Below are 26,175 nucleotides of genomic sequence, written 5' to 3' on the forward strand. Positions count from 1 at the left end.
CCCGCCCTGGCGGTGGCCGCGCAGCGCACGGGCGCGCCGGTGTTCGTGGTGATGAGCGTGCGCAACGGCAAGCCGGGCGCGCGCCTGCGGCTGGAAGTGCAGGGGCCCATCCTCCCGCCCGCGCCCGGCGAATGCGAGGACCCGATTACGGAGCACACCGCGCGCGTCACCGCGGCGATGGAGCGCTGCATCCGCAAGTACCCGCACCAGTGGATGTGGCTGCACCGCCGCTGGAAGGTGCAGCCGCCCAGCGCGACGGACGCGAAGAGCTGAGCGGCCCTACTCCACCACCACGCGGCGCAGGTGCGCGCCCAGGCTCGTGACAATCTCGTAGTGCAGCGTCTGCGCCCAGCCGGCGAGCGCCTCGGCGCTGACGGACTCGTCTCCGTCGCGCCCCATCAGCGTGGCCGTCACCGGGCGCTCGTCATGCGCGGCGCGCGTCACGTCGACGATGAGGTGGTTCATCATCACCCGGCCCAGCACCGCGCACCGCCGCCCGCTCACCAGCACGTGCGCCTTGCCCGACGCCAGCCTCGGGTAGCCGTCGTAGTAGCCCACCGGCAGCACGGCGATGCGCGTGGGCTCCGACGTCCGGTACGTGCAGCCATAGCCCACGTAGCTGTCCGCGGGCAGCCACTTCACCACCTGGCTGCGGCATCGCCACGACAACACTGGCTTGAGCACCGGCACCTCGCCCAGCACCAGCCGCGCCGACAGCCGCGTCTCCGCCGACGGCCACAGCCCATACAGCGAAATCCCCACCCGCTGCGCCTCGTAGCGCGCCCGGGGCAACACCAGCGTCGCGGCGCTCGCGGCGATGTGCCGCTGCAACACCCTCCCCGTCCCCAGCTGCTCCTCCAGCAGGCGCAGCCCCGTCTCGAACGCGTCCACCTGTGCCAACGCGTAGCCCTGCTCCGTCACGTCCTCCGTGTTGGCGAAGTGGCTCAGCCCGCCCACCACCTCCAGCACGTCCCGCGCGTCGACCATGAACTGCGTCTCGCGCGGAATCTGCTCCAGCGTGAAGCCCTCGCGCCCCAGGCCCGTGTCGATGTGGACGTGCACCCGCAGGGGCCGCTCCAGCTTCGCCGCGCGCAGCACCGGCACCGCGTCTTCCCAGCCACGGTCCGCCACCGCCACCTCCACGCCCTCGCGCGCCAGCACCACCGCCTCGTGCGGCGCCACCGCCCCCAGCACCACCACCCGCCGGGGAGACAGGCCCTCCGCCCGCTCGTGCTCGCGCACCTTCAGCGCGTCCTGCGGCGCGATGAAATAGAGGACGTCCACCAGCCCGTGAACCAGCGGCAGCACCTGCGCCAGCCCATGCCCGTAGGCGTTGCCCTTGAGCACCACGCCCAGCGGAGGCGAAGTCCCATCCCGCCCCTCCAACACCCGGAACACCTCCACGTTGTGCCGCAGCGCTCCCGCGCTCAGCTCCAACCACGAGGAATGGGCCGCATCCCCGGGCCCGCCACCAATGGACTCCACGTTCACCTCCACCACGTCGACTCCCGCCCCATACCAGCAATGGCCGGGCCATGGGCTTCGCGGCCCACGGGACACACGGGCGCCCGCGGATGGAGCAGGCGCACCAGGCGCCTGGGCCCGCCCCTTGTCATACCTGTCGTCCCGGAGCCCTCCTCCACCCTCGAACCGAGGCAAACAAGAGTTCACTTCGGAAATGGTTGAATCCGGATTACGCGAGGGGGGTGCTATCGTCCCACGGCGTGTCCCCCCCGGACGTTTCCCTGGCCCAGGCCTTCATCGCGGCGCGTGGCGTTTCCTCCGCGCCGGAGTCGTCGCTTCCCCTGCTGCAGGAGCGGCTGACGCGCGCGCTGTCCACCGCGCGCTCGGCGTGGCCCGGAGTGGAGCTGGAGGGCGCGCGCTTCGTCGGTCATCTCGCGAGGCTGCTCCCCACGCAGGCGCCCTCCGAGGACGTGGAGAAGCTCCACCTGCCGGACGTGTACCTGGCCCGCGCCGCCGCGGACCAGCTGCCCTCCGCGCTGAACGCCTTCGAGTCGAGCTTCCTCCCCGAGGTGAACGCGGCCGTCTCGCGCCTGAAGCTGCCGCCCACGGGGCTCGACGAGGTTCGCCAGTTGCTGCGCCAGCGCATGCTGGTGGGCAGCCAGGACGCGCCCGCCCGGCTGGCCGCCTACCCTGGCACGGGGCCGCTCAGCGGGTGGGTGCGGGCCGCGGCGCTGTGGCTCGCGCTCGACTGGCAGCGCCAGCGCAGCGGACATCCCCTGGCGGATGATGGGGACCTGTCGCTGCTCGTGGCGCCGGGGGACGACCCGGAGCTGCTCTACCTCAAGAACACGTACCGCGCGGAGTTCAGCACCTCGTTCACCGCGGCGCTCGGCATCCTGGAGCCGCGTCAGCGCAACTTCCTGCGCCTGAAGTACCTGGACGGGCTGAGCATCGACCAGCTCGGCGCGCTCTATGGCGTGCACCGCTCCACCGCGGCCCGCTGGGTGGTGGCCGCGCAGGACTCGCTCCTCCAGGAGACGCGACGACTGCTCACCGAGCGACTGCGCCTCACCGGCTCCCAGCTCGACAGCGTGCTGCGCCTCATCTCCAGCCAGCTCGATGTGAATCTCAGCCGACTGTTGCGCTCGAAAGCGGACTGACGCGCGAGCCCGCACGTGCCGGAAGGTGGAGGCAGGCAGAGGAAGAGCCCCTTCCGGAAGGATTCCCCGGAGCGGTGAAGCGAATTAAAGAAGAGGTGGGATGCGAACGCTCTTCATCGGAGATGTCCATGGCTGCGCGGAGGAGCTGAACGCGCTGCTGGCCGCGTGTGGCTGGCGGCCGGACGACCGCGTGGTGCTGGTGGGCGACCTGGTGGCGAAGGGGCCGGACTCGGCGGGCGTGGTGCGGTGCGCTCGCGAGAAGGGGCTGCTCGCGGTGCGCGGCAACCACGACGCGCACGTGCTGCGCTGGCACGCGGGCCGGGGCCCCGAGGGCAAGAAGCTGAGCAAGGAGCACCGCCAGGTTCTGGACACGCTGACGCCCGAGGACTGGACGTACCTGGAGGCGCAGCCGCTGTACCGCCGCCTCCCGGACCTGAACGTCCTCGCGGTGCATGGTGGGTTGGTGCCGGGTGTCCCGCTGGAAGCGCAGCGCGCCGATGAGCTGCTCAACCTGCGCAGCATCGCCCCGGACGGGACGCCGTCGAAGCGCGTGGATGGCGGCGTGCCCTGGGCGAGTTGCTGGAAGGGCCCGGAGCTGGTCATCTTCGGCCACGACGCCATGCGCGGCGTGCAGCAACATCCGCATGCGGTGGGCCTGGACTCGGGCTGCGTGTACGGCGGGCGCCTCACGGCCTATGTGATGCCGGAGGGCCGCCTCGTGTCCGTGCCGGCCCGCCGCGCGTACGTGGACGTGAACGCGTCACCGTGAGCCCGGGCCGCGCGCGTGACGCGGGGTGCCCCGCTCAGATGATTCCGCCGTTGGCGCGCGGCACCTGACCGTTGACCCAACCCGCATCAGGGCCTGCGAGGAAGGCGACGGTGGCGGCGATGTTGACGAGCACGTCCACGCCGCCGAAGGCCGTCTCCGCCGCGTCGAACAGGCGCCGCACCTCCGCGCTCTTGCTGACATCCGCCTTGGCGGCCAGCGCCTTGCCACCCGCCTGCTCAATCTTCCGGACGAGCGCCTCGGCGGGCCCTTCCGACTCCGCGTAGTTCACGATGACGGTGAAGCCGTCCTGGGCGAGCCGCTCCGCGATGGCGGCGCCGATGCCGCGAGAAGCGCCCGTGACGAGCGCCACCTTCTGGGTCTTCGCGTTCATGTCATTCCTCCTGGCCGGCGTTTCATCACCGGCATGAGAGACACCCTGTGCCTTCGCGAGGCCGAAATAATGCCCCCGAAACAGGCATCACAGTTCCACCAGCGCGAACAATCAGGCCGGACGGAAGCCCCGGAGTGCCCCTCTCGTCCGAGCGAGGGGCACCCGGAGGACGGCTAGAAGTCCCGGGCCTGGGCGCGGCGCTGCAGCCTCATGAGGCGCGTCAGCTCGTCACGAATCGACGCCGCGTATTCGGGGCTCTCGTAGTGGATCGTGAGCAGCCGCTCCCGGGGGAACTGGTAGCCCACCAGGCGGACCGTCGTCTCGAACGCCTTCCAGTTGGCGACCACCACCAGGCCACGGCGGGCGAAGCTCACCTCGGGCTCCGAGATGGGACCGAAGAGGGCGGGCTCCTCCGACTCGGAGTCATTCGCGTCGGGCGCCGAGGCCACCGCCGTATCCCGCGAGTCGTCCTCGTCCAGCGAGTCCCCGTCCGGCCGCGCCTCGAGCAGCGGAGGCTGTCCCTCGGACACCTGGGCTCCGGACTCCGTGGGCGCGGGGAAGTTCGTGGGCGCTCCATCGGGCGGAGCTCCCGCGACCTGGGCTCCCGACTCCGTGGGCGCGGGGAAGTTCGTGGGTGCGCCATCGGGCGGAGCTCCCTCGGCGACCTGGGCTCCCGACCCCTCGCTCCGTGACTCCACGGCGGCGGGGAAGTTCGTGGGCGCGGGCGGAGCGCTCTGCGAGAGCAGCCACGCGAGGTCGAGCGACTCGCGGTACCTCTGCACACGACGCGAGGTGCCCCGCTTGGCCGCGCGGCCGTACTTGGCGGTCAGCAATTCCACCACCTCCTGGTGGGCTTCCCGGACGTTCGTGGGCGTCGCGAAGCGCACGAAGACGGAGCCCAGACGCCCGTCCGCGAAGAGGAAGAACACCCGGGCCGGGTGCTCCGCGAGCGCCGTGGTGAGGACCAGGTCGCCGCGCGCGGTCTCCTGCGTGTCCGGGTACATCGCGCGAATCTGGTCGCGCGTCATGCCCCAGGTGGTGGATTGGAAACCGTCACTGGAGCCGTACTTCTCCGCATGCGAGGCGCGGATGGCGGCGCGGCGCTCGTGCACCGTCGGACCGTGGTGACGCGAGCCGCAGCCGACGAGCACGAACAACAACAACGACAAACACCCATTGCGAAGCATCGAGGCCATCTTTCCGTTTCCCCGACAGGACGGCGTCCAGGGCCTCAGCCCGCGACAATCCCCCCGAGGAATCCATGTTCAACCACCGGCACCCTGCTTCGCAGCGTATGGCAGATGGCCTGGAAAGGGCTATGCGTCCGGACAGGCCTCGTACCCGCGCCCGGCACATTCGTTCAACGCCGGAGGCAGGCGCCCACCCGCCTCCGGTGAAGGACTTCCGCCTACCGGCTACAGCTCCTCGAAGATGAGCAGGCCGCGCGAGGTGTCGATGACATAGACATAGCCATCGCCCGGGATGCGCATGCCGATGGCGCCGTCATAGAACGACAGGCCGCGAGCCCGGTCCGTGCCTCTCCAGGTATTGAAGTAGGCGACCTCCCGCATCTGCGAGGGACGCGTCACGTCCAGCACGCGCACCCCGTGCTGATAGTGGGCGAGGTAGAGCAGGCCGTCCTTCAGCTCCATGTTGTGGACGGAGACGCCCTGGGACAGGCGGTACTCGCCGATGAGCACGGGCTCCTCCAGGTCCGTCATGTCGAGCGCGCGGACATGCGCGCCCCAGTCCTCGCCTCCCTCGAAGACGATGAGCCGGTTGTTCACGTAGTGCCAGCGGTTGGTGTGGCTGGTGGCGCGCGGATAGACGTACTCGCCCTGCTTCACCACGTTCGTCGGGTCGCTCACGTCGAGCACCAGCAGCCCCGCGGCCCAGTGATTGACGAAGAGGCGTGTTCCCCACGACGTGGCGTCATGCGGGAAGGAGGCGACCATCGGATTCACGCTCGGGTCCGCGTAGCGGCCGAGCAGCACCGGCTCGCGCTCGTTCTTCACGTTGAAGATGAGCGTCTCCGGCGTGGGCGAGGCGGACATGACATAGAGCCGGTCGTTGTCGCCGTGAATGGTGTGCGCGTCGATGGCGCGGCCATCGGGCAGCGAGCGCAGCAGCTTCGGGTTCGCCGGCTCGGCGATGTCGAAGACGAGCAGCCCCCGGGCGGCGCTGGCGACATAGAGGGCATTGCCCTTGGCCCAGACGCTGTTCCAGTAGCTGTCGCCCGGATAGGTGATGCTGTTCACGAGCCTGGGCTGGGAGCGGTCGCTCAAGTCATAGACGAAGAGCCCACCGGGCCCGGCGAGGGAGTCCGAAAGCGAGACGACATACGCGTGCCCCTGGGTGACGAAGACGTCGGCGACGACGCCCTGGCCCAGCACGGCCTCGCCCACCAGGGTGAGCCCCTGGGACTCCTCCTCGCCCGCGCGCCGCTGGACCTTCTCCGCCTCGAAGGTGGCCTGGAAGGTGGGCTCACCCGCCAGACAGGACACGTAGCACCCCATCACGCGGCCCGGGTTCGGTGCCTCGCAGCCCACGAAGGAGGACCGGTACGCGCGGCCGTCCGGGAGCGTGCCGTGATTGGAGAGGAAGAAGGTGTTCCCCTCCACGCTCACCTCCCGCATGAAGCGGCCGTCGTAGAGCACCCCTCCCTCCGCCAGGAAGTTCATCGCGCCGGTGAACTGGTTGTTGGCTTTCTGGAGGATGTCATTGCCAATGACATTCACGGTGAAGTGGCCCACGGCATTCAGGCGCGTCAGCGAGTCGCGCTCGCACGCGGACAGGTCGAAGGACTCGGGGGTGCCGCACTCGGCGGCGGCGCCGCTACGGGGCAGCAACGGGCAGGTGGCCAGGGGCTCCGGGGCCCAGTCCCCATGGTCCTCGAGTATCTGCGTGGGGCCCTGGTTGACGGGCACCTCCACCACGTCGGTGAGCTCTCGGGAACAACCACTGACGGCACTCAGGCACAGCGAGGCAACGAGCACACCTCTCACGGCAGTCGTCATGATGCTCCATCCAACGGTGTCGGCCCCGGCCTCTCACCAACGCGGTGGAAGTCAGGCCATATCGGTGGAGGGTGCGGATATTTCCGGACGCCGACGCGTCAACAGCGCCGTGTCGAGCCCCAAGCCCAGGAGCACTCCGACGGAGTAACAGACGAGGTCGCTCCACAGGAACCCCGCGCCCAGCACCAGTCGTCCCGGCAACGTGCGGCGCGCGGCATCCAACCAGGGTGCGTGATAGCCCTGGCTGAACTCGATGCCGAAGGAGAACGCGAGCGCGACGGCGGCCACGGCGAGCGCGGAGCGACGAGGAGCGAGGAAGCGCAGCAGCAGGAACACGAGCAGCGCCCACAGCGTGTCCCCCGCATAGGTGGCGAAGAAGGAGGGCCACGGCAGCGACCTCCGGCGCGACGCGAGCCCCAGCGGAATCACCAGCGCCGCCAGCCCCAGCGAGAGCAGGCGGGTGCGAGGCAGGGTGGCTGAGCCAGGGGAGGGGCGCGGAGAGGAGGTCACGCGCCCCAGCCTACCCGAGCCCCGACACGCGGACTCAGGGCTGGGCGGCGTAGAGCTGCCCGCGCATCTCGCCGTAGTAGGTATGCGCCTTGGTGTGGAGGTTGAAGTAGAGCACGCCCTTGCGCGCGAGCGACTCCAGGCTGGCCAGCGTCTTCGTCTGCGCCAGGAAGCCCAGCTCCGCGGGGCAGCTCTCCGGCAGTCCTGGCTTCATGCCCTTCATGTCCTTGATGAAGACGACGTTCGCGTTGGTCAGCTCCACCGACAGCTTCCCCTCCGAGAGCGTCTTCGACAGGTTGCCCAGCTCGCCGAAGTCCACCACCACCGGGCCCAGCACTCCGGGCGGGCCGCAGTGGATGTGGAACATGAGGATGTCGGCGGGGTTGACGCCCTTCATCTCGAACTCGACGTAGGCCCGCGTCAGGTCCTTGGTGAACTTGAGCGCGCCGTAGCCCCGGGACTTGCGCGCCTCGCGAGGCGTGGAGGGCGCCGTGGCGCCCAGGCTCTTCTCCAGCGGCTTCGGCGTCTCGGACTCCTCGCCGGGCTCCTGCGCGGGGCTGAGGAAGGCCTCGTAGACGGTGAAGGTCGTCGCGCCGAGCGCCGGGTCCTTCGCGTGAGCGGACAGCGTCAGCAGCGTGGTGGTGGCGAGTGTGAAGAGCAGCGGCGTTCGCATGGCGGGCTCCGGCGCGGAAGAACGCCCTCATCCGTAGCGTGGATACCCGAGTCCGGGGATGGCCGAAGATGGACACCCGGTGGCCGGATTCGTTCTGTCCTCCTCGGCTCACAGCGGCGCGAGGAAGCCGCGGATGTGTGCGAGCACCTGCTTGATTTTGGGAATCTCGCTGAGCGCCTCGGGGACACTCAGGCGCAGGGGCCGCTCGCGGCCCACCACGTCGGGGAGCACCGGCATCAGCGCGCCCTCCCCTTCTCCCGGGTCGGCGAACTCCACGCTGGGAATCAGGCCGATGCCCTGACCCGCCAGACAACACACTCGGATGAAGTGGATGTCTGTCGACACGAGCGCGGGCTCCACCTGGAACGAAGGTCCGCGCAGTTGGGGCCACAGGCACGCGTCGTCGCCCGGCGCCTGCCAGGAGAGCAGCTCATGGCCCTTGAGGTCCTCCACCGAGCCCGGCGTCCCGCGCCGACGCAGATAGTCCTCGCTGGCCAGGAGTCCTTCGTGCACCCGCAGCACCACTTGCGACATCCAGGGCCCTCGGGGCAGCTCGTCTCCGAAGTGCGCCGCCACGTCCACGTTGTCGAGCGGCTCCGCCAGGGGATTGTCACTGAAGCTCGCGTGCACGCGCAGCAGTGGATAGGTGGTGCGCAGCAGGGCGAAGAGGGGCGCGAGCAGGTGCGGTGGCAAGCCTACCGGAAGAACCACTCGCAGCACTCCGGAGGGGGCCTGCCCCACTTCACGCAGCGAGGCCACCAGCGCGCTCGTCTCCTGCATCATCAGGCGGCCACGACGGGCGAGCACTTCTCCCGCTTCGGTCAGGACGATGCCCGTCGGGGTGCTCGTGAGGAGCGGCACACCCGCGCGCGCCTCCAGTGCCTCCACGCGGCGGCGCAGCGTGGTTCGTGACACGGCCAGGGACTCCGCCGCGGCCAGGAACGAGCCCGTCTCCGCGACACCCACGAAGGCACGCAACTCTTCCAGGTCCATGCTCTCGCCTCGTCGGTGAGGACACGCGGGCCCACACCCAGACGCCTCCCTTCGAGTGAGCATCCTCGGGCCCCTGCACGACCGCAAGGCGGGACGCGGCGACAGTCCTTGCATTCGAGCGAATGGAGCTCGCGGCGGCAGGGGGTACGCTGCTCTTCCCCCATGCGGAAGGAATGCCGTGGTCGAGGGCCTTCGCCTCGGTGGGGTTGAGGGTGGACCATGCGCGCTGACGTGCTGCTGGTGACTGTGTTGCTGCTGGCCACGGGGTGCGCCTCCGTGGAGCGTGCTCCTGGGCGTCGAAGGACCTTGAACTACGCTCCGCATGCGGCCACTGAGTACGCCGCGCAAAGCCACCGGGTTGGAGCCGCCGGGGATGGGGGCCAGAGCGCCGCACTGACACGGCAAGCCGTCCTCGAAGCGACTGACGAAATGAAGGACTCCTTGGACGGTATCGAAGCCGCGCTCTCCACGCTCGAGGGGCGCGCTCCGGATTTTGGTGGAAGGAGTCTCCACGGCGCCTTCACGCGCTATCTCGACCACGGCACCCGTCAGTTGACGTCGCTTCGTGGTGCGCTCGGGCGTGCCACCGTGCTGCCGGGCGTGGCTTCGGAAGTCGGCGATTCGGACATGGAGCTGGCCCTGCTCCGCATGACGGGACCCCGGCTCCAGGGGGCCCTGTTCGGCACCCTGCTACTGGCCACCTGGGTCGACTTCCTTCGCCTCGCGGACGCCGTGCTCCGACAATGCCTCGCGTGCGGCGTCGAGGAGCTGTTCGTGGACCTGTATCGAGTGCGCGAGCTGATGGAGCCCACGCTGAAGGAACTCGCTTCGCCGGAGCCGGAGCGGGTCGAAGCGGCGGCGACCGCGATGCCCGAGTTGATGGGGAAGCTGACGCATGAGTTCGACTCAATTCATCGAGATATCCGCGAGGCCATGAAGGTCGGCGGGCAGGTCATGGCGGCGGCGCAGGCGATGGAGATGCTCGCCCTGATTTCCACGCTGAGGATGTCGCTGCCTCGGCTGCCTCCCTCCGCGCCCGTGACGCTCGGCACGGGGCTGGTGATGGGCTCAGGTGGCGTGATGGCTGGCTCGCGAATCGCCGTCTCCGCCGAGTGGGTGGAGACGATGCGAAGGCTCGTGCAGGCGGGCGTCCTCTCCGTGCCCGCCGTCAGCGCGGCCGTCCGCATCCACGGCGGACAGGTTCTGATGGCTCAAGCGAATCAGGACCTGCCCAAGGGTGTCCGCGATGCGCTGGGCGACAGCCCGGAAGTGCGCGGCATGCGGGTCACGGGCAAAGCGGGAGCGGGCATGTCGGAGGCGCCGCAGCACCACGTCATGCCGCAAGAGCACCGTGAGTGGTTCGAGCAGCGCGGCTTCAAGGGCGACATGGACATCGACCAGTTCTGCGTCCGGATGGAGCGGGCCCACCACGAGGCGATTCACGGCGGTGGGAACTGGAAGCTGGGGCGCATGTGGCCCGACGAGTGGAACCGGATGATCATGCGACTGTTGGGCAAGGCCGAGAGGGAGACGGGCAGGACGTTGACCCGAAACGAGATCCTGAACATCGTCGCGGAGAACATGAAGCTCTACGACATCCCGCTGAAGTTCACCAAGGGGAGGCGCCGATGACCGACGGACGTTCGTGGCAGGGGAACTGGAAGGCCCGCCTGTATGAACGCGTCCGCGAGCGCGGCTACGACTCGCTCACCGCCTTTGCCGCCGCACGCCCAGCCGTCTCGTTAGTAGAGCTGGCAGAGGAGCTTGGCGAGGATGACATCGCCGGTGTGCAGGTGCTGAATGGGCTGCGCGCCGAGGCAGAGCAGCACAAGAGCATCACACGGTTTGTCCGCGATGTTCTCGTGCGCCTGCTATCCCAGAACCTCCCAAATGGGTGGCCAGCAGTCCTTGATGACGGAACCCGCTTCCAGGTTGGGAAGGCTCTTGGCTCATGGTCAGCCTACATTCCTGCTTCATATGAGGAACGAGCCGATCAGGTCATGGCCGCGCTTCGTGCGAATCCCCCACCCGCGGGCTGGCGCCCGCTCGGGCCCGATGACGATTTGCTCCGCACGCTCCTGCCTGACGAAGAAGCCTGACCGGCGGCAGCAAGGAAGACACCGACAATGCCAGGTCGACGCCCCTCCCGAACGGCCACGTCACGCCTCCTCGTCGCAATCCTCGCACTCGGATGGAGCGGCCTCGGCTGCAAGGACTCTGGCCCCGCGCCCACGAGCCAGTCCGCCAAGACGGGCACGGACCTCGCGTCCCTGGAGCGCGTGGTGAACCTTCCCCGTCGGCCCGTGTCCGTCCAGTGGCGCAAGGCCCTTCGCGGCGCGCCGGGGATGGGCCCCACCGACTGGGAAGTGCTGGCGGTCCTCGAGTACTCGGAGACAGAGGCCCAGGCGCTCCTGGCCACGCTGAAACCCACGGACCTCGCTCCGCCCACGCTGGACGACGGAGGCTGGCTGCCGGCCACCACGAGAAAGTCCCTCGCGGGCGCCCGGGCCTATGACGCCTCCCCCTTCTACCGGTCTCCACTCCTGCACGGGACACTCCTCCACGTGCCGGGCACGAACACCTTCGTGCTCTCCCTCTTCACGATGTAGGCACCTGGCAAGCCACCCCACTCTCCCCCCGCTAGAGTCGAACCCCATGGGCCTCTTCGATTCGATGTTCGGCGGCGGCACCGGACTGGAAATCACGCTGGACGGCGACACCGTGTCCGGAGGCGAGGCGCTGACGGGCACCATCACCGTGCGCGGCGGCAAGAAGGCGGCGACCATCACCTCGCTGAAGGTCCAGGTGCTCGGCTCGCGTGTGGGCGGCGCGGGAGACTTCGAGCACCGCCTCCTCTTCGACGGCGCCATCGCCCAGGACGTGGCGCTGCCCGCCAGCGAGTCCATCGAGCTGCCCCTGAGCCTCGACATCCCCGAGGACGCCGACCCGAGCCACGACTACCAGCTCACCGCGACGGCGGACATCCCCGGCGTGGCGGACCCATCGGCGAAGGTGTCCTTCACCGTGCTCGGCCCGGACGACGGCGACGACAGCGCGAGCGTCTACACCGTCGACGAGGTACTCGGGCAGTGGCCCGCGCTCACCGGGCACGACGCGGAGGCATTCCGCGACGCCGCGGTGGAGCTGGATGAACTGAAGGAGAACTTCAACGTGTCCGCTGGCGCGGAGGTGCTCCGCCGCCGCTTCCACGACGAGGACGCGGAGCTGCGAGACACCGCCATCTGGTGGTACGCGCGCCTGCTGGGCCCCACCGCCAATGCCGCCGCCGCCGCGCCGCTCCTCGCCCTCATCCAAGAGCATGCGGACGACACCCTCTTCCTCGACGGCCTGGCCGACGCCGCTGGAAAGCTGGGGCCCGCGGGAGAGGAAATCCTCGCCGTGCTCGCTCGGAGCCGTCACCCGTCGGTGCGGCGCACGGTGGGCTTCGCGCTCCCTTCCGCCGGAGGCCCCCGACAGCGCGAGCTCGCGGAGGCGCTCGCCAGGGACGCGGAGCCCCAGGTCGCCTCGGCGGGCCTCAAGGCGCTCGGGGGCAAGCTCCTCCTGGAGCCCGGCATCGTCGCTCGCCTGGTCTCCGAGGCCACCCACTCCGACAAGGACGAGCTGCGCGTCCACGCCCTCTACGCGCTCAGCGATGCACCCGAGTACGGCGTGCGGGACGCCGCGCTGCCAGCCTTCGCGGTGAATGTGCGGCACGGCTCGGACCAGGTCCGGTCCACCATCGCGGAGGCGCTGCCGAAGTGGCCCCAGTCGCCGGAGCTGATGCGACTGATTGAGCAGCTCGCCTCGGACTCCGACCCCCACGTGCGCGGCAAGCTGATGAACGCCCACGACCGCGACTGCCCCGCCCACCTGCGGCCTCTCTGGGAGCGCGTGGCGGACCAGGACCCGGATGAGAACGTGCGCATGTTCGCCCGCCAGGCGCTGGAGGGCTGAGGACAGCGGGAAGCGGGTGTTAGCCTGGAAGTCTCCATGGCCCCCGCTCCATCAGCGCTCGCCCACCCCGCCGAAGTCACGACGCGCGCGCCCAGGCCAGCCCATCACGGGAGCACGGGGATGCGCGTGCTGGCGCTGCTCACGCTCCTGTGGAGCACGGTCTCCGTCGCGCAGGTGAACGGGCGCGAGCGCCACATCGGCCAGTTCTATCACTCGCGCTGGACGGTGAAGGACGGCGCGCCCGGTCAGGTCTCCGCCCTGGCGCAGACGCCGGATGGCTTCCTGTGGCTGGCCTCGGCGGCGGCGCTGTACAGCTTCGACGGCGTCCACTTCCGGCGCTTCGAGCCGCCCGATGGCCAGCCCTTCAGCAGCATCCAGACGCTGTATGTCGCCCCTGACGGCGCGCTGTGGATTGGCTTCATGCATGGCTCCGTGGCGAGCCTGAAGGACGGCCAGGTCACCCGGTATGGCGAAGCCCAGGGCCTGCCCTTGTCCCAGGTGGTGTCGTTCGCCACCGATGCCCAGGGGGGCCTCTGGACCTCCACCAGTCTTCGCGGCGTGTACCGCCTGAACGGGAGCCAGTGGGAGCGCATCGCCGAGGCCTGGGGTCTGCCCGCGGTGGAGCAACGGGCCCGCGCGATGCTCGTGGACCGGGACGGCGCTCTCTGGCTCGCGCTCGCCGACAAGGTCTACTACCTGGAGAAGCACGGCCGCGCGTTCCGCGACACGGGCATCGCCGTGAAGTGGGCGAGCCGGCTGACCCAGGCACCCGACGGCACGCTCTGGGTCGCCGACCCCACGGACACGGTGCGCCCCGTCGGACTGCCGGGCGGCAAGCCCTACCCTGGCGCGGGGAGCCTGGAGGTCAAGTCCGCGGGCCTGCTGTTCGACCGAGAGGGGAGCCTGTGGGCCACCTCGCTCGGTGACGGCGTGCGCCGCATCGCGCATCCCGAGCACTGGGGTGAGCGGCGCATCACCCGGCGCGACGAGGCCGGGGAGCCCTTCACCGAGAAGGACGGCCTCAGCTCCGACTACACGTGGCCCATCCTCGAGGACAGGGAGGGCAACCTCTGGGTGGGCACCAGCGGCGGGCTGGACCGCTTCCGTCACAGCACCCTGGTGCTGGCCGAGTTTCCTCGCGGCTCGCATGACTTCGCCATCGCGGTGGGCGACAACGGCGCGCTCTGGGCGGGCACCACCAACCGGCCGCTGATGCGGCTGCGCGACAGGACGGTGGACACCTTCGACATCGGCGCCCCCATCCTCGCCGCCCACCGCGACAGGGACGGCCAGGTGTGGCTGGCCGCGGAGACCGGCCTCTGGCGCATCCAGGACGACAAACCCCTGCGCGTCGCGGACCTCCCGGCGCCTCCGCCCGCGTACATCCATGCGATGACGAAGGACACGGAAGGCACCCTCTGGGTCACGCTCGTCGGCGGGGGCCTGTTCCAGTGGCGCGAGGGGAAGTGGACGTCGCTGGAAGCGCGCTCGGAGCTCAAGCCTCGGGAGCGCATGATGGCCGCGACCACCGACGCCCAGGGCCGTGTCTGGCTGGGGCAGACGCAGGAGCTCCTCCGCGTCGAGGGGAAGGACGTCCGTCGCTTTGGCCGCGCGGATGGACTGGAGGTGGGCATCGTCACCTCGCTGAGCGCGGGCCAGCGCCTGTGGGTGGGCGGACAGTTCGGGCTGGCGTACTTCGACGGGCAACGCTTCCACACGCTCGCCGTGGAGGACGACGAGCCCCTGCGAGGCGTCTCCGCCATCATCGAGCTGGCGGACGGAAGCCTGTGGGTCCACGCCGTCTCCGGCATCTTGCACCTGAGCGCGAAGGAGCTGGCCCGTGTCCTGGCCGCGCCCGACAGTGCCGCGCTGCGCTGCGAGCGCTTCGACTTCCTGGATGGCCTTCCGGCGCGACCCACGCTGCTGCGCCCGCTGCCCACTGCGGTGCGCGGAACGGATGGGCGGCTGTGGTTCGCCACCAGCAACGGCGTGGTGTGGGTAGACCCGACGCGCATCTTCCGCAATCCGCTGCCGCCGCCCGTGGCCATCCACGCGGTGCGGGTGGACGGCCAGTGGCTCCCCCCGGGCCCCGGCGCGCTCACCCTGCGTGAGCAGGCGACGAACATCGAAATCGACTACACGGCGCTGAGTCTCTCCATCCCCGAGCGCGTGAGGTTCCGCTACCGGCTGGAGGGCGTGGACACGGCGTGGCAGGACGTGGGCGGACGGCGCGAGGCGTACTACTCACACCTGTCCCCGGGGCACTATCGCTTCCAGGTGCTCGCCACGAACAACGACGGCATCTGGAACGAGCAGGGCGCGACGCTCGAGTTCATCCTGCCCCCCGCCTTCTTCCAGACCTGGTGGTTCCGCGCGCTGTGTGGCGCCGTCGTCGTGGTGGCGCTGTGGCTCCTCTACCTGCTGAGGCTGCGCCAGGTACGGGCCCGCCTGCGGCGACTGCTGGAGGAGCGCCACCACGAGCGGGAGCGCATCGCGCGCGAGCTGCACGACACGCTGCTGCAGGGCGTGCACGGGCTGGTGCTGCGCTTCCAGACGGCGGCGGAGCTGGTGCCCACGGGACACCCGGCGCGCGTGGCCATGGAGAAGTCCCTGGAGCGCGCCGACCAGGTGCTCGTCGAGGGGCGGGACAGGGTGATGGACCTGCGCGCCGCGACGGTGGACCCGGGCGAGCTGTCCACGGCCTTCACCCAGCTGGGCGAAGAGCTGGGGCACGGGCAGCCCATCGCGTTCCAGGTGGTGGTGGCGGGCACCCCCGCCGCGTTGAATCCGCTGGTGCACGACGAGGTCTTCCGCATCGGCCGCGAGGCCCTGGTGAACGCGTTCCAGCACGCCAGCGCCCGGCGCATCGAGGTGGAGTTGACGTATGACTTCACCCAGCTCCTCCTGCGGGTGCGCGACGACGGACGTGGCATCGAAGAGGCGTTCCTCCAGGCCGGCGGCAAGCCCGGGCACTGGGGCCTGTCGGGCATGCGCGAGCGCGCTGGGAAGCTGGGGGCCGGGCTCGACCTCCGGGGCCGGGAGAAGTCGGGGACGGAGATGGAGCTGCGCGTCCCCGCGGAGACGGCGTACGAGGACTGCCCCCAGGGCATCTGGGACCGGCTGCGGCGGCTCGTGGGCGGCCTGCGCTGAAGCCCCGCCACGGTCCGAGGATGTGACACCCCTCGCGCCCTGCTAGCGTCGCCGCGTCCATTTCCCGGCGAGGCTCCAGGCACCATGAAGAAGCTCCTCATCATCGCGGGTGTGCTGTTCGTGGCGCTGGGAGGGCTCGTCCTCAAGACGTTCGCCGACGCCGGCCAGTTCAAGCACCTCTCCCCCCACGCGCCCGGCAAGTGCACGCCGGTGTCGGGCATGCCCGGCGCGGAGGACATCACCTTCCACCCGAGCCTGGGCTACGCCTACGTCTCCTCGGACGACCGGCGCGCGACGCTGGCGGGGCGCCCCGTGCCCGGCGGCATCTACCGCTATGACCTCTCCGGCACCACGCCCCCGGTGCTGCTGACGAGCGGCTTCGCCCCCGACTTCCATCCGCACGGCATCGGCCTGCACGTGGACCCGTCCGGCGCACAGACGCTGTTCGTGGTGAACCACACCCAGTCCGAAGGCAACCGCATCGAGCGCTTCGAGGTCGGCGAGGACGGCCTGCTGGTGCACCGCGCCTCGTTGCGCGACGCGCTGCTCGTGTCGCCCAACGACGTGGTCGCCGTGGACGCACAGCGCTTCTACGTGACGAACGACCACGGCAACCCGCCGGGCGTGAAGCAGGTGCTGGAGGACTACCTCCAGCTCGCCCAGGGCAACGTCCTCTACTTCGACGGCCAGCGCTTCCAGGAGGTCATCCGGGACACGAAGTACGCCAACGGCATCAACCGCTCGCCGGACGGGCGCACCGTGTACCTGGCGGAGTCGGTGGGCCGCTCGCTGCGCAGCTACGAGCGCAACCTGGAGACGGGCGCGCTGACGCTGCTCAACACGCTGGATTTGAAGACCGGCCCGGACAACATCGAGCTGGATGCCGAGGGCAACCTCTGGATTGCCTCTCACCCCAAGCTGCTCGACTTCGCGTCCTATGCGGGCGACCTGACGGGAAAGAGCCGGGCGCCCGCACAGGTGCTGCGCGTGACGGGCACGGGCGCGGACCTGAAGGCCACCGAGGTGTTCCTGGACGACGGAAGCCAGACGGCCGGCACGGCCACCGCCGCCGTCTTCGGCAAGCGGATGCTCCTGGGCCCCGTGTTCGAGAAGGACTTCCTCGACTGCGAGCTGCCCTGAGCGCGCGTCGGAATCCAACGGCCCGTCGCCCCCAGGTCCCAGCCGGCTTGTCCTGACTTGAGAGCCTCCCCAACCTCCTGGCTGCCAAGACAGGGGGCGGAGGCTTTCGCCCGGGGGAGAACGGCGACATGGGCGGTGGGCTGAGTTGGAGGGGGAAGGTTGGACTGGGGGGACTCTGCGCGGCGCTCGCGGCGTTCGCTCCGGGGAGCGCGAAAGCGGACGCGGACGATGCCCTGGCCCTGGGACATCACCACAAGGACAAGCACAAGAAGAAGGAAGAGGAGAAGGCGAAGCGGGAGGCGGCCGCCACCGGTGGCTCGGGCGCGGCGGCGATGATGGGGCCTCGCGTGGGTGGCCACGTGGCCGCGGTGATTCCCTTCCTGAGCGTCACGGACGAGGACACCTCCGTCATCTTCGGGGACTTCTTCACCTTGGGTCTCGCGCCGGGCATCACCCTGACGCTCAACGAGCGCTGGGCCATCGACTTCGAGTTCATCGCCTTCAGCCGCTGGCAGTTCGAGGACGACGGCACTCCGGCGAGCGTCAGCACCAGCTTCGTGCTGGACCCGGGCGTCATCTACGACTTCGGCGCGTTCAAGGGCGGCCTGCGGCTGGCCATGCAGGTGGGCGAGGGCGTGCCCTTCAACGGGGGCATCGTCCCCATCATCATCAAGGGCTTCCCCATCACCGAGCACCTGAAGTTCTTCGTGGAGCTGGACCTGCCCTTCTTCATCACCGGAGCGCCGGGCGACGGGGGCTTCAGCTTCTCGCCCCAGATTCAGACGGGCATCGCCTTCTGACGACGCCCGCCTCACCACCCATCCAGAGCCGCTTCACCGTGCTCGTCACGAGCGGGATGAAGCGGCGCTGGCTGCGAGGACTTCAGCGCGCCTTGAGGTTCTCGGCGACGAAGTCCCAGTTGACCAGGCTGGTGAGGAAGGTCTCGATGTACTTGGGGCGCTGGTTGCGGAAGTCGATGTAGTACGCGTGCTCCCACACATCGATGGTGAGCAGCGCCTTCTGGCCGTGCTTCATCGGCAGGTCCGCGTTGCCCGTCTTCGTGATGACGAGCTTGTCGTTCTGCCGCGCCAGCCACGCCCAGCCGGAGCCGAACTGCGTCGCGGCGGCCTGGGAGAACTCCTCCTTGAACTTGTCGAAGGAGCCGAAGTCGCTGGTGATGGCCGCGGCGAGGTCACCCGTCGGCTGCCCGCCACCGCTCGGCTTCATGCAGTGCCAGTAGAAGGTGTGGTTCCAGACCTGCGCCGCGTTGTTGAACACGCCGCCGTCGCTGGAGAGGATGATCTCCTCCAGGGACTTGCTCTCCTCGGGCTTGCCGGCGAGCAGCTTGTTCAGGTTCGTCACGTACGCCTGGTGGTGCTTGCCGTAGTGGTACTCGAGCGTCTCCTCGCTGATGTGAGGGGCGAGCGCGTCCTTGCGGTACGGAAGTTCAGGCAGCGTGAAGGCCATGAGTCGTGTCCTTTCCAGGGTAAAGGGATGCGGAGAACTATCACCCTCCTACCCGCGAAAGGGGCACGACTCCAATGCATTGGCGGCCCGCCAAAGCACTGGACGCCCGGGATACCGCCGGGTCAACACTCCGCGCGGGCTCCCAGGACAGCGATGTATCAGGTGACCCCGGGCACGTTACGGAACTGGACACCCAGGGTCGCCCAGGCGGTGCACGGCCGCGCGACGCGGAACATCACACCGTGGGCGGACGCACCAGGAGCACCGGCCGCTCGGTGCGAGCGAGGACGGCCTGTGTCACCGAGCCGAGCACCGCGCGCTTCAGCCCCGTGCGCCCATGTGTCCCCAGCACGAGCGCATCCACGGCGAGGCGCTCCGCGGCCTGGGCCAGCGCTGTCACCACGTCCTTGCTGTCGGTGATGACCTCCACCCGCGCGTGACGTCCGGTGGCCTCGGCCTCGCGAGGCACCAGCGCCTCCAGCTTCCGCTGCTCGGTCTGCACCGGCTGGCCCGCCTCCGCGACGTGGAGCAGGTGCACCGTGCCGCCCGGCGCCACCAGACTGAAGGCGTACGCCACCGCGCGGTTGCCCGTCTCCGAGAAGTCAGTGGCCACCAGCACGTCGCGGAACGACGGCAGGGGCGCGTCCACGCCGGTCGGCACCGCGCGCGAGGACACGCAGGCCACGGACATCCGCGCCAGCCGCAGCGCATGGTGGGACACGCTCCACATCTTCCCGAGCGCGCGCCGGTGATGCGTCCCCACCACCAGCAGGTCGGCGCGCTCCCGCTCGGCCAGCTCCACCAGGTGGTCAGCGATGCGTCCCAGCGAGGGCTCCAGCACCGTGCGCGGCGTCGCGCCTCCCGAGGCCAGCGGCGCCATCAACGCCTCCGTCTCCCTGTCCAGCACCGCGCGCAGCTCCGGCGTCATCTCGGCCAGCTCCAGCGGGCGCGACAAGCCCAGGCGCCGGTACTCCTCATCCGGCCACACCACGCGCGCGCCGACGACCTCCACCGGCCCCCACGCGCGCAGCCCGCGCACCCACTCCCGCGCCGCCTCGAAGGGCACCGAGCGGTCCACGCCGAGCACCACGCGAATGGAGCGCTTGCCCTGCGCCCACGCCTCCATCGCCTCCGCGTCGCGGACCGCCAGCAGCGGCGCATCCAGGGACTGCGCCAGTCGGTCCACCGTCCCACCCACGCCGAGGAACGGCGCTTCGCGCGTCGGAGGCGCCGTCACCACCAGCGTGGCCACGCGCTGCCGGGCCACCTCCGCCACCTCCACCGCCGCCTCGCCGGTGCGCAGCTCCTGCTCCACCCGGGCGCCCAGCTTCGTCAGCCGGCGGGCCTCGTCTCCCAGCGCCGCCTCGGCCGCCTGGAGCAGCGCCTTTCCGAACGCACGCGCGGAGTTGGGGTTGAGCACGTGCACCAGGTACAGCGGCACGTTCGCCTTCCGGGCCAGCTCGGCGGCGAAGTCACAGGCGCGGCGCGCGGCGTCGGAGAAGTTGGTGGCGCAGACGATGGACATGGCGGGTTCCTCCACGAGTCGGACGGGCGTCATGCCCATCCGCCCTGCACACACGGCTCACGCTCCGGCGGGCCGGACCTGTTCGACGCGCACCTCGTTCACCAGGGGCTCGCCATGCTCGAAGGCCCGGACGCTCGCCAGCGTGGTGCGGGCGATGCTCACCAGGGCCTCACGGGTGAGGAAGGCCTGGTGCGAGGTGACGAGCACGTTGGGGAAGGTGAGCAGGCGCGCCAGCACGTCGTCCTGGAGCACCTGTCCGGAGAGGTCCTGGAAGAAGATGCCTTCCTCCTCCTCGTACACGTCCAGGCCCGCCGCGCCGATGTGGCCGGACTTGAGCGCGTCGATGAGCGCTCGGCTGTCGATGAGCGCGCCCCGGCCCGTGTTGACGAGCACCACGCCGCGCTTCATCCGCGTCAGCGCCTTGGCGTCCACCATGTGCCGTGTGCCCGGGGTGAGCGGCACGTGGAGCGAGATGATGTCCGAGGCCGAGTACAGCGCGTCCAGCGACACGTAGCGCGCGCCCACCTCGCGGGCGAACGCCTCATCGGGCGCGGCGTCGAAGCAGACGATGTCGCAGCCGAAGCCCTTGAAGATGCGCGCGGCCACGCGGCCGATGCGGCCCGTGCCCACCACGCCCACCGTCTTGCCCGCCATGTCGAAGCCCACCAGCCCATCCAGCGAGAAGTTCCAGTCGCGCACGCGCGCGAAGGCTCGGGGGATGTGGCGGTTGAGGGAGAGCACCAGCGTCACGGCGTGCTCGGCCACCGCGTGCGGCGAGTACTCCGGCACGCGCGTCACCCGCACGTCCAACCGGCGCGCGGCCTCCAGGTCGATGTGGTTGTAGCCCGCGGAGCGCGTGGCCACGAGCCGCACGCCGCCCGCGCGCAGCACCTCCAGCGTGGGCGCATCCAGGCGGTCGTTGACGAACGAGCACACCGCATGGAAGCCCTCCGCCAGCCGGGCCGTCTGGAGCGTCAGCCGAGGCTCCAGGAACGTCAGCGCATGGCCGAACTCCGCGTTGGCGTCCTCCAGCGCGCTCCGGTCATACCGATGGGTGTCGAAGACGGCCAGCCGCATGCCTGCTCCCCCGCCGACAGGCCGTGTGCCCGCCGCGTCCGGTCGGTTGCCACTGCAACGCTCACACCACGCATGGGCGCGGATGAGCAAGGCAAGGGACCGTGCAAAAGCTGCACACGTACGGGAGTGGACGCAAAAGCCACGTGCGCTCCGGGGGCTGGCGGCCAGGCAGGGCAGCCGTTAGAAGCACGGCGCGCGGGCCGCTTCCGGAGCCGACACGGCCTACCTTTTCGGAACGAGGCTCCGAGGAGGCGTCATGTTCCGCTGTGCTGCCTGTGGTGCGTTCAATCGCGTACGAGAGCCCCGCCCTTCCGGAGCACCGGAGTGTGGGCGCTGTCACAAGGCGCTGGATTTGTCGGGCGCGCCGCAGGAGGTGGATGGCGAGGCCCTGGACCGCGCGGTGCTCGGCTCTCCCGTGCCCGTCCTCCTCGACCTGTGGGCGCCGTGGTGCGCGCCCTGTCGCGTGGCGGGCCCCATCCTCGACGAGGTGGGCCGCGCGCAGGCGGGACGGCTGCTGGTGCTCAAGCTGAACACGGAGCAGCACCCGCGTCCCGCGAGCTCCCTGGGCGTGCAAGGCATCCCGACCTTCATCGTGTTCTCCGGTGGACGCGAGGTGGCCCGGCGCAGCGGAGTACTGCCCAGGCCGGAGCTGGAGCGATGGGTGTCGAGCGCCACGTCGGGCCCGCCCGGCGCGGGCGCCACGGCCTGAGTCCCGCACACAGCGCGCTCGCGTCGCGCATTGAAGGAGGCCAGCCATGGAGCCCGAGGCCGCGCTGCTGACGGACCTCTACCAGCTCACGATGACAGAGGCGTATCTCGCCGAGGGCCAGTGGGACGAGGCGGTCTTCAGCCTCTTCGTCCGCGGGCTTCCGGCGAGGCGCAACTACCTGCTGGCGGCGGGCCTGGAGGACGTGCTCGACACGCTGGAGCAGCTGCGCTTCCGTGCGGAGGACCTGGAGTGGCTGGCCTCGCAGGGGCGCTTCTCGGACCGGCTCCTCGGCTGGCTGGAGCGCTTCCGCTTCAGTGGCGACGTGGACGCGATGCCGGAGGGGACGCCGGTCTTCGGCCAGGAGCCTCTGCTGGAGGTACGCGCGCCGCTGCCGGAGGCGCAGCTGGTGGAGACGTACCTGCTCAACCAGGTGCACCTCCAGACGCTCGCGGCGTCCAAGGCCTCGCGCGTGGTGACGGCGGCGGCGGGACGGCCGGTGATGGAGTTCGGCCTGCGGCGCATCCACGGCACGGACGCGGGGCTGAAGGTCGCTCGCGCGACGTACCTGGCCGGCGTGGAGTCCACGTCCAACGTGCTCGCGGGGCGGCGCTATGGGATTCCGCTGTCGGGCACGATGGCGCACAGCTACGTGCAGTCGCACGACGACGAGTTGGAGGCCTTCCGGGCCTTCACCCGTGTCTACCCCGACGCGACGCTGCTGGTGGACACCTACGACACGCTGCGCGGCGTGCAGCACGTCATTCGACTGGCGCGGGAGCTGGGAGAGGACTTCCGCGTGCGAGCGCTGAGGCTGGACTCGGGAGACCTGCTGGCGCTGTCGTTGGCGGCGCGTGAGCTGCTGGACGAGGCGGGCCTGGAGCGCGTGCGGCTGGTGGGGAGTGGCGGGCTGGACGAGGACTCGGTGGCGAAGCTGCTCGCGCGAGGCGCACCCTTGGATGGCTTTGGCGTGGGCACGGCGATGGGCGTGTCCGCGGACGCACCCTCGCTGGACATGGCCTACAAGCTGGTGGAGTACGCGGGCAAGGGCCGCATGAAGCTCTCCTCGGGCAAGGCGCTGCTGCCCGGTGCCAAGCAGGTGTATCGACAGGAAGAGGACGGTGTCGCGCGCAGGGATTTGCTCGTGCGGCGCGGAGACGTCGCGAGCGGGCGCCCGCTGCTGCGACCGGTGATGCGCGCGGGACAGCGTCTGCCCGATGCGTCTCCGTCGCTGGAGGAAATCCGTCAGCACGCGCGACGGGAGCTGTCCCGACTCCCCGCTGAGGTGCGCGCCCTGGAGCCCGCGAGGCCGCCCTACTCCGTCGTCGTCGGTGACGGGCTCGCGCGGGCACGGGCTCACGAGGTCGAGGTCTGGGCGGCCGACCCCTGAGTGTCGCCCTTGCGCGACAGGAGGCCATCCAGCGCGAACGCGCCACTGCCCAGCAGGGCCTGCGCGATGAGCGACAGGAAGAGGAACGCGACGTACTCCCAGCCCCCTCCCTCGTTGGTGAACATCCATCCCTGGGAGACGTGAGGCTTGAGCGCGCCGAGCATCACCGGAAGCAGCGCGAGCGCCACCCATCGAACGCGCAGACCCGCGAGCAACGCGAGGCCTCCGAGCAGCTCCACCGCGAACACGGGCCCGGCCGTCCAGCCGGGGAAGCCATGGGACTCGAAGAAGCGGGCAGTGCCCTCGAAGGTGAAGATGAACGCCTTGGCTCCCGCATGCGCGAGGAAGACGGCGCCCAGCGCCACGCGAAGCACGGTGGCGGCCAGGTCGGAAGAGGAAGGAAGCGAATCGTCGCGGCGCATGAAGACGGCTCCTGGGGTGGAGGGACGCTTCAGGAATGCGCGCCTCGGGGGCGCGGCGGAAGGTCAACCTCCCGAACGAATTGTTCTGGAGGCAGGACAATCCACGCGAGGTGTGCGGCTCACTCCCAGCGGGTGGAGCGGAACTCGGAGGCCAGCGTGTCGAGCAGGGCCCGGACGAGCGGTGGCGGAGAGCGGCCCGCGGCGTGCACGGCGTGGATGCCGACGGGCCTGGGAGCGAAGCGGTCCAGCACGGTGACGAGGCGGCCCGAGCGCAGGTCCTCGTCCACCATGAAGCGAGGCAGCACGGCGAGGCCGATGCCATGGGCCACGGCTTCGCGCAGCAGTGTCCCATTGGAGGCGGACAGCGGGCCCGACACGGGCACGGGTACGGGGATGCGTCCCTTGGGGCCGTAGAAGCGCCACTCGTCCTCGGCGCGCAGGTGCTGGTAGCGCAGACAGTCGTGGCGCAGCAGGTCCTCGGGATGCTCGGGGGTGCCCCGGCGCTTCAGGTAGGCGGGTGAAGCGCAGACGCACAGCGCGGTGGTGGCGAGCTTCCGCGCCACGAGGCTGGAGTCACGCAAGCGCGTGATTCGCAGGGCGACATCCACCCGCTCCTCGACGAGGTCGACCAACCGGTCACTCAGCATGACCTCCACCGACGTGCCCGGATGTGCGGCGAGGAAGCGGGCCAGCGGGGCGGCGAGGTACATCTGCGCGAAGCTGATGGGCGCGTTGATGCGCAGCGTGCCTCGGCCCGCGTCGGAGGCCCCGCGCGTGGCGGCGCTCGCCTCCTGGAGCAGCCGCGCGCAATGGGCGTAGACACCCAGGCCCGCATCGGTGACGGAGAGCTTGCGCGTGGTGCGGATGAGCAACCGCTCCCCTACCCGGGCCTCCAGCCGCGAGACGCGGGCGCTGACCACCGACTTCGACACACCGAGCGCCGCCGCGGCCTGGGTGAACGAGCGGTGCTCCACCACGCGCGCGAAACACGCGAGGCCCAGCAGGTCATCGAACAGGGGCTCCGTCACCCGACGCAGGCTGCCATGGTCGCCCGTGTAGGACCAGCGGGCCAGGGACCGGCACGCCGTCCCACGAGTGGGACTCAGGACTACTGTATTTCCAGTGCAACACAGTGACGTGTATGTCGCGTCGTCACGCGAAGTTGACGAAGAGGGCCGCTGGAGCGTCGGTCCCTCTCGGCACAATGCGGACCTCACCCTTCACCACGAGGAACGGATGACACGAGTAACCACAGCGAAGACGTGGCTCAGCCTGGGACTGTGCGGAGCGCTGGCGACGGTGGCCGGAGCTTCCACGGCCGTCGCCGAAGCACCACGTGCCGAGGCGCGTACGGCCTTCATCTCCCCCTGGTCTCAAGCAGCGTCGATGAGCCAGATTCGCGCGTTCCACACGGCGACGAGGCTGCCGTCGGGCAAGGTGCTCGTCACGGGCGGCAATGGCTGGGGCTCGGTGACGGCGTCGACGGAGACGTATGACACGGCCACCAACACCTGGAGCGCGGCGGCGGCGATGAGCCAGACGCGGGCGCACCACACGGCGACGTTGCTGACCTCGGGCCAGGTGCTCGTCGTCGGAGGCCAGGGCGCGGGCACGCTGGCGAGCGCGGAGCTGTACAACCCCGCCACGAACACGTGGAGCGCCACGGGCAGCCTGGGCACGGCGCGCAGGAGCCATCAGGCGGTGCCGCTGGCGTCGGGCAAGGTGCTGGTGTTCGGCGGCTTCGGGACGACGGCGCTGAAGAGCGCGGAGCTGTACAACCCGGCGACGGGGACGTGGACGGCGACGGGCTCCACGTCGGTCGTCGCGGGGAAGGTCAGCGCCACGCTGCTGCCTTCGGGCAACGTGCTGGTCATCAACGACGACGGAGTCACTGGCGCGGCGGAGGTCTACAACGCGGGCACGGGGGCGTGGAGCCGCGTGTCGGACCCGCCGGCCTTCTATGGTCATGCGGCGCTCCTGTTGAACCAGGGCGCGGTGCTGGCCACGGGACAGGAGACGGGGCAGTACGCGAGCGGCGCGTGGCTGTTCTGGCCGGAGGACAACGAGTGGGAGTACGTCTCGTATGCCACCGAGGAGCGTCGGCGGAGTCACTCGATGACGCTGCTGCCGTCGGGCAAGGTGCTCGTCGCGCGCGGCACACGCAACCAGATTGGCGGCACCACGGAGGTGTTCAATCCGGCCACGTGGCAGCTCTCCGTCGTGGGCAATGACACGCCGACGTATGGGCATACGGCCACGCTGCTGACCAACGGCAAGGTGCTCGTCGTCGGTGGCAGCAGCCAAGAGGAGCCGGAGCTGTACTCGTCCGGCGAGCTGTTCACCGAGTAGCGCGCGGTCCGTGACTCCCGG

25 protein-coding genes are annotated in these 26,175 nt (G+C 70.1%); 13 read left to right on the forward strand and 12 right to left on the reverse strand.

Translation table 11 applies throughout. The features are described 5' to 3' along the window. The coding region (locus ACN469_RS04050; protein WP_498764301.1) for an LpxL/LpxP family acyltransferase at positions 1-273 on the forward strand (273 nt) is incomplete at its 5' end. Between the two features lie 6 nt (positions 274-279). Here the strand turns inward: ACN469_RS04050 and alr are convergent. Continuing rightward, the gene (gene alr, locus ACN469_RS04055; protein ID WP_498764303.1) at positions 280-1,500 is read right to left on the reverse strand and encodes an alanine racemase; all 1,221 of its coding nucleotides are present in this window, start codon (positions 1,498-1,500) and stop codon (positions 280-282) included. A gap of 224 nt (positions 1,501-1,724) precedes the next feature. Here alr and ACN469_RS04060 point away from each other — a divergent pair, with 224 nt between their 5' ends. Together ACN469_RS04060 and ACN469_RS04065 are read left to right on the forward strand one after the other, a co-directional pair. Further along, positions 1,725-2,624 (forward strand): transcriptional regulator, encoded by a 900-nt coding sequence (locus ACN469_RS04060; RefSeq protein ID WP_498764305.1) that lies wholly within the window; start codon positions 1,725-1,727, stop codon positions 2,622-2,624. 100 nt (positions 2,625-2,724) lie between these two features. Next, complete coding sequence (locus ACN469_RS04065) at positions 2,725-3,393, forward strand: metallophosphoesterase (protein WP_498764307.1); 669 nt, start codon at positions 2,725-2,727, stop codon at positions 3,391-3,393. A 34-nt stretch (positions 3,394-3,427) separates the two neighbouring features. Here the strand turns inward: ACN469_RS04065 and ACN469_RS04070 are convergent, their stop codons facing one another. The 6 genes from ACN469_RS04070 to ACN469_RS04095 form a co-directional block, all read right to left on the reverse strand. Continuing rightward, complete coding sequence (locus tag ACN469_RS04070; protein WP_498764309.1) at positions 3,428-3,784, reverse strand: SDR family NAD(P)-dependent oxidoreductase; 357 nt, start codon at positions 3,782-3,784, stop codon at positions 3,428-3,430. A gap of 173 nt (positions 3,785-3,957) precedes the next feature. Further along, positions 3,958-4,980, reverse strand: a complete 1,023-nt coding sequence (locus ACN469_RS04075; RefSeq protein ID WP_498764311.1) for a hypothetical protein — start codon at positions 4,978-4,980, stop codon at positions 3,958-3,960. Between the two features lie 219 nt (positions 4,981-5,199). Continuing rightward, entirely contained in the window at positions 5,200-6,801 is a 1,602-nt protein-coding gene (locus tag ACN469_RS04080) for an LVIVD repeat-containing protein (protein ID WP_498764313.1), read from the reverse strand. A 51-nt stretch (positions 6,802-6,852) separates the two neighbouring features. Beyond that, positions 6,853-7,311: a ribosomal maturation YjgA family protein gene (locus ACN469_RS04085; RefSeq protein WP_498764315.1), complete on the reverse strand. Its 459-nt coding sequence runs from the start codon at positions 7,309-7,311 to the stop codon at positions 6,853-6,855. 34 nt (positions 7,312-7,345) lie between these two features. Continuing rightward, positions 7,346-7,981, reverse strand: coding sequence for a CHRD domain-containing protein (locus ACN469_RS04090; protein ID WP_498764317.1), 636 nt, complete (start codon positions 7,979-7,981; stop codon positions 7,346-7,348). A 108-nt stretch (positions 7,982-8,089) separates the two neighbouring features. Beyond that, positions 8,090-8,974 (reverse strand): LysR family transcriptional regulator, encoded by an 885-nt coding sequence (locus ACN469_RS04095; RefSeq protein WP_498764319.1) that lies wholly within the window; start codon positions 8,972-8,974, stop codon positions 8,090-8,092. Between the two features lie 429 nt (positions 8,975-9,403). Here ACN469_RS04095 and ACN469_RS04100 point away from each other — a divergent pair, with 429 nt between their 5' ends. From ACN469_RS04100 to ACN469_RS04130, 7 genes are all read left to right on the forward strand, one after another. Continuing rightward, positions 9,404-10,606 (forward strand): DUF2380 domain-containing protein, encoded by a 1,203-nt coding sequence (locus ACN469_RS04100; RefSeq protein WP_498764321.1) that lies wholly within the window; start codon positions 9,404-9,406, stop codon positions 10,604-10,606. Continuing rightward, complete coding sequence (locus tag ACN469_RS04105) at positions 10,603-11,073, forward strand: NUDIX hydrolase (protein ID WP_498764322.1); 471 nt, start codon at positions 10,603-10,605, stop codon at positions 11,071-11,073. Before ACN469_RS04100 ends, ACN469_RS04105 begins: the two co-directional genes overlap by 4 nt. 27 nt (positions 11,074-11,100) lie before the next feature. Next, positions 11,101-11,583: a hypothetical protein gene (locus tag ACN469_RS04110; protein WP_498764323.1), complete on the forward strand. Its 483-nt coding sequence runs from the start codon at positions 11,101-11,103 to the stop codon at positions 11,581-11,583. A gap of 46 nt (positions 11,584-11,629) precedes the next feature. Beyond that, positions 11,630-12,928 (forward strand): sporulation protein, encoded by a 1,299-nt coding sequence (locus tag ACN469_RS04115; RefSeq protein WP_498764325.1) that lies wholly within the window; start codon positions 11,630-11,632, stop codon positions 12,926-12,928. A 36-nt stretch (positions 12,929-12,964) separates the two neighbouring features. Further along, a complete protein-coding gene (locus ACN469_RS04120) occupies positions 12,965-16,078 on the forward strand; it encodes a sensor histidine kinase (RefSeq protein ID WP_498764327.1) in 3,114 nt (1,037 codons plus the stop codon). Positions 16,079-16,162: 84 nt separating this feature from the next. Further along, a complete protein-coding gene (locus ACN469_RS04125; protein WP_498764329.1) occupies positions 16,163-17,218 on the forward strand; it encodes an SMP-30/gluconolactonase/LRE family protein in 1,056 nt (351 codons plus the stop codon). Positions 17,219-17,346: 128 nt separating this feature from the next. After that, positions 17,347-18,018, forward strand: a complete 672-nt coding sequence (locus ACN469_RS04130) for a hypothetical protein (RefSeq protein WP_498764331.1) — start codon at positions 17,347-17,349, stop codon at positions 18,016-18,018. An 82-nt stretch (positions 18,019-18,100) separates the two neighbouring features. On the opposite strand, the gene ACN469_RS04135 is transcribed toward ACN469_RS04130, so the two are convergent. The 3 genes from ACN469_RS04135 to ACN469_RS04145 form a co-directional block, all read right to left on the reverse strand. Further along, on the reverse strand, positions 18,101-18,685 hold the full coding sequence (locus tag ACN469_RS04135; RefSeq protein WP_498764333.1) for a superoxide dismutase: 585 nt from the start codon (positions 18,683-18,685) through the stop codon (positions 18,101-18,103). Between the two features lie 235 nt (positions 18,686-18,920). Then, positions 18,921-20,210 carry a universal stress protein gene (locus ACN469_RS04140; protein WP_498764335.1) on the reverse strand — a complete coding sequence of 430 codons (1,290 nt, stop codon included), beginning with the start codon at positions 20,208-20,210 and terminating at the stop codon, positions 18,921-18,923. 57 nt (positions 20,211-20,267) lie between these two features. Further along, positions 20,268-21,287 carry a 2-hydroxyacid dehydrogenase gene (locus ACN469_RS04145; protein ID WP_498764337.1) on the reverse strand — a complete coding sequence of 340 codons (1,020 nt, stop codon included), beginning with the start codon at positions 21,285-21,287 and terminating at the stop codon, positions 20,268-20,270. Between the two features lie 256 nt (positions 21,288-21,543). On the opposite strand from ACN469_RS04145, the gene ACN469_RS04150 reads away from it, so the two are divergent. Beyond that, positions 21,544-21,996: a thioredoxin family protein gene (locus tag ACN469_RS04150; protein ID WP_498764339.1), complete on the forward strand. Its 453-nt coding sequence runs from the start codon at positions 21,544-21,546 to the stop codon at positions 21,994-21,996. 46 nt (positions 21,997-22,042) lie between these two features. Next, the gene (locus ACN469_RS04155; protein ID WP_498764341.1) at positions 22,043-23,383 is read left to right on the forward strand and encodes a nicotinate phosphoribosyltransferase; all 1,341 of its coding nucleotides are present in this window, start codon (positions 22,043-22,045) and stop codon (positions 23,381-23,383) included. On the opposite strand, the gene ACN469_RS04160 is transcribed toward ACN469_RS04155, so the two are convergent. Beyond that, on the reverse strand, positions 23,350-23,805 hold the full coding sequence (locus tag ACN469_RS04160; protein ID WP_498764343.1) for a DoxX family protein: 456 nt from the start codon (positions 23,803-23,805) through the stop codon (positions 23,350-23,352). The genes ACN469_RS04155 and ACN469_RS04160 overlap by 34 nt on opposite strands. Before the next feature lie 119 nt (positions 23,806-23,924). Continuing rightward, complete coding sequence (locus ACN469_RS04165; protein ID WP_498764345.1) at positions 23,925-24,833, reverse strand: LysR family transcriptional regulator; 909 nt, start codon at positions 24,831-24,833, stop codon at positions 23,925-23,927. A 208-nt stretch (positions 24,834-25,041) separates the two neighbouring features. Between ACN469_RS04165 and ACN469_RS04170 the strand changes: the two genes are divergently transcribed. Next, positions 25,042-26,154, forward strand: coding sequence for a Kelch repeat-containing protein (locus ACN469_RS04170; protein WP_498764348.1), 1,113 nt, complete (start codon positions 25,042-25,044; stop codon positions 26,152-26,154). Positions 26,155-26,175 lie beyond the last annotated feature (21 nt).

The organism is Corallococcus terminator (assembly GCF_049194865.1).
GTDB lineage: Bacteria > Myxococcota > Myxococcia > Myxococcales > Myxococcaceae > Myxococcus > Myxococcus terminator_A.

What these genes read in the sequence shown, in the direction of transcription:
- ACN469_RS04065 (WP_498764307.1), top strand. Translation starts at nt 2,725, where the DNA reads ATGCGAACGCTCTTCATCGGAGATGTCCATGGCTGCGCGGAGGAGCTG.
- ACN469_RS04070 (WP_498764309.1), bottom strand. Translation starts at nt 3,784, where the DNA reads ATGAACGCGAAGACCCAGAAGGTGGCGCTCGTCACGGGCGCTTCTCGC.
- ACN469_RS04075 (WP_498764311.1), bottom strand. Translation starts at nt 4,980, where the DNA reads ATGGCCTCGATGCTTCGCAATGGGTGTTTGTCGTTGTTGTTGTTCGTG.
- ACN469_RS04080 (WP_498764313.1), bottom strand. Translation starts at nt 6,801, where the DNA reads ATGACGACTGCCGTGAGAGGTGTGCTCGTTGCCTCGCTGTGCCTGAGT.
- ACN469_RS04090 (WP_498764317.1), bottom strand. Translation starts at nt 7,981, where the DNA reads ATGCGAACGCCGCTGCTCTTCACACTCGCCACCACCACGCTGCTGACG.
- ACN469_RS04095 (WP_498764319.1), bottom strand. Translation starts at nt 8,974, where the DNA reads ATGGACCTGGAAGAGTTGCGTGCCTTCGTGGGTGTCGCGGAGACGGGC.
- ACN469_RS04100 (WP_498764321.1), top strand. Translation starts at nt 9,404, where the DNA reads ATGAAGGACTCCTTGGACGGTATCGAAGCCGCGCTCTCCACGCTCGAG.
- ACN469_RS04105 (WP_498764322.1), top strand. Translation starts at nt 10,603, where the DNA reads ATGACCGACGGACGTTCGTGGCAGGGGAACTGGAAGGCCCGCCTGTAT.
- ACN469_RS04110 (WP_498764323.1), top strand. Translation starts at nt 11,101, where the DNA reads ATGCCAGGTCGACGCCCCTCCCGAACGGCCACGTCACGCCTCCTCGTC.
- ACN469_RS04115 (WP_498764325.1), top strand. Translation starts at nt 11,630, where the DNA reads ATGGGCCTCTTCGATTCGATGTTCGGCGGCGGCACCGGACTGGAAATC.
- ACN469_RS04120 (WP_498764327.1), top strand. Translation starts at nt 12,965, where the DNA reads ATGGCCCCCGCTCCATCAGCGCTCGCCCACCCCGCCGAAGTCACGACG.
- ACN469_RS04125 (WP_498764329.1), top strand. Translation starts at nt 16,163, where the DNA reads ATGAAGAAGCTCCTCATCATCGCGGGTGTGCTGTTCGTGGCGCTGGGA.
- ACN469_RS04130 (WP_498764331.1), top strand. Translation starts at nt 17,347, where the DNA reads ATGGGCGGTGGGCTGAGTTGGAGGGGGAAGGTTGGACTGGGGGGACTC.
- ACN469_RS04135 (WP_498764333.1), bottom strand. Translation starts at nt 18,685, where the DNA reads ATGGCCTTCACGCTGCCTGAACTTCCGTACCGCAAGGACGCGCTCGCC.
- ACN469_RS04140 (WP_498764335.1), bottom strand. Translation starts at nt 20,210, where the DNA reads ATGTCCATCGTCTGCGCCACCAACTTCTCCGACGCCGCGCGCCGCGCC.
- ACN469_RS04145 (WP_498764337.1), bottom strand. Translation starts at nt 21,287, where the DNA reads ATGCGGCTGGCCGTCTTCGACACCCATCGGTATGACCGGAGCGCGCTG.
- ACN469_RS04150 (WP_498764339.1), top strand. Translation starts at nt 21,544, where the DNA reads ATGTTCCGCTGTGCTGCCTGTGGTGCGTTCAATCGCGTACGAGAGCCC.
- ACN469_RS04155 (WP_498764341.1), top strand. Translation starts at nt 22,043, where the DNA reads ATGGAGCCCGAGGCCGCGCTGCTGACGGACCTCTACCAGCTCACGATG.
- ACN469_RS04160 (WP_498764343.1), bottom strand. Translation starts at nt 23,805, where the DNA reads ATGCGCCGCGACGATTCGCTTCCTTCCTCTTCCGACCTGGCCGCCACC.
- ACN469_RS04170 (WP_498764348.1), top strand. Translation starts at nt 25,042, where the DNA reads ATGACACGAGTAACCACAGCGAAGACGTGGCTCAGCCTGGGACTGTGC.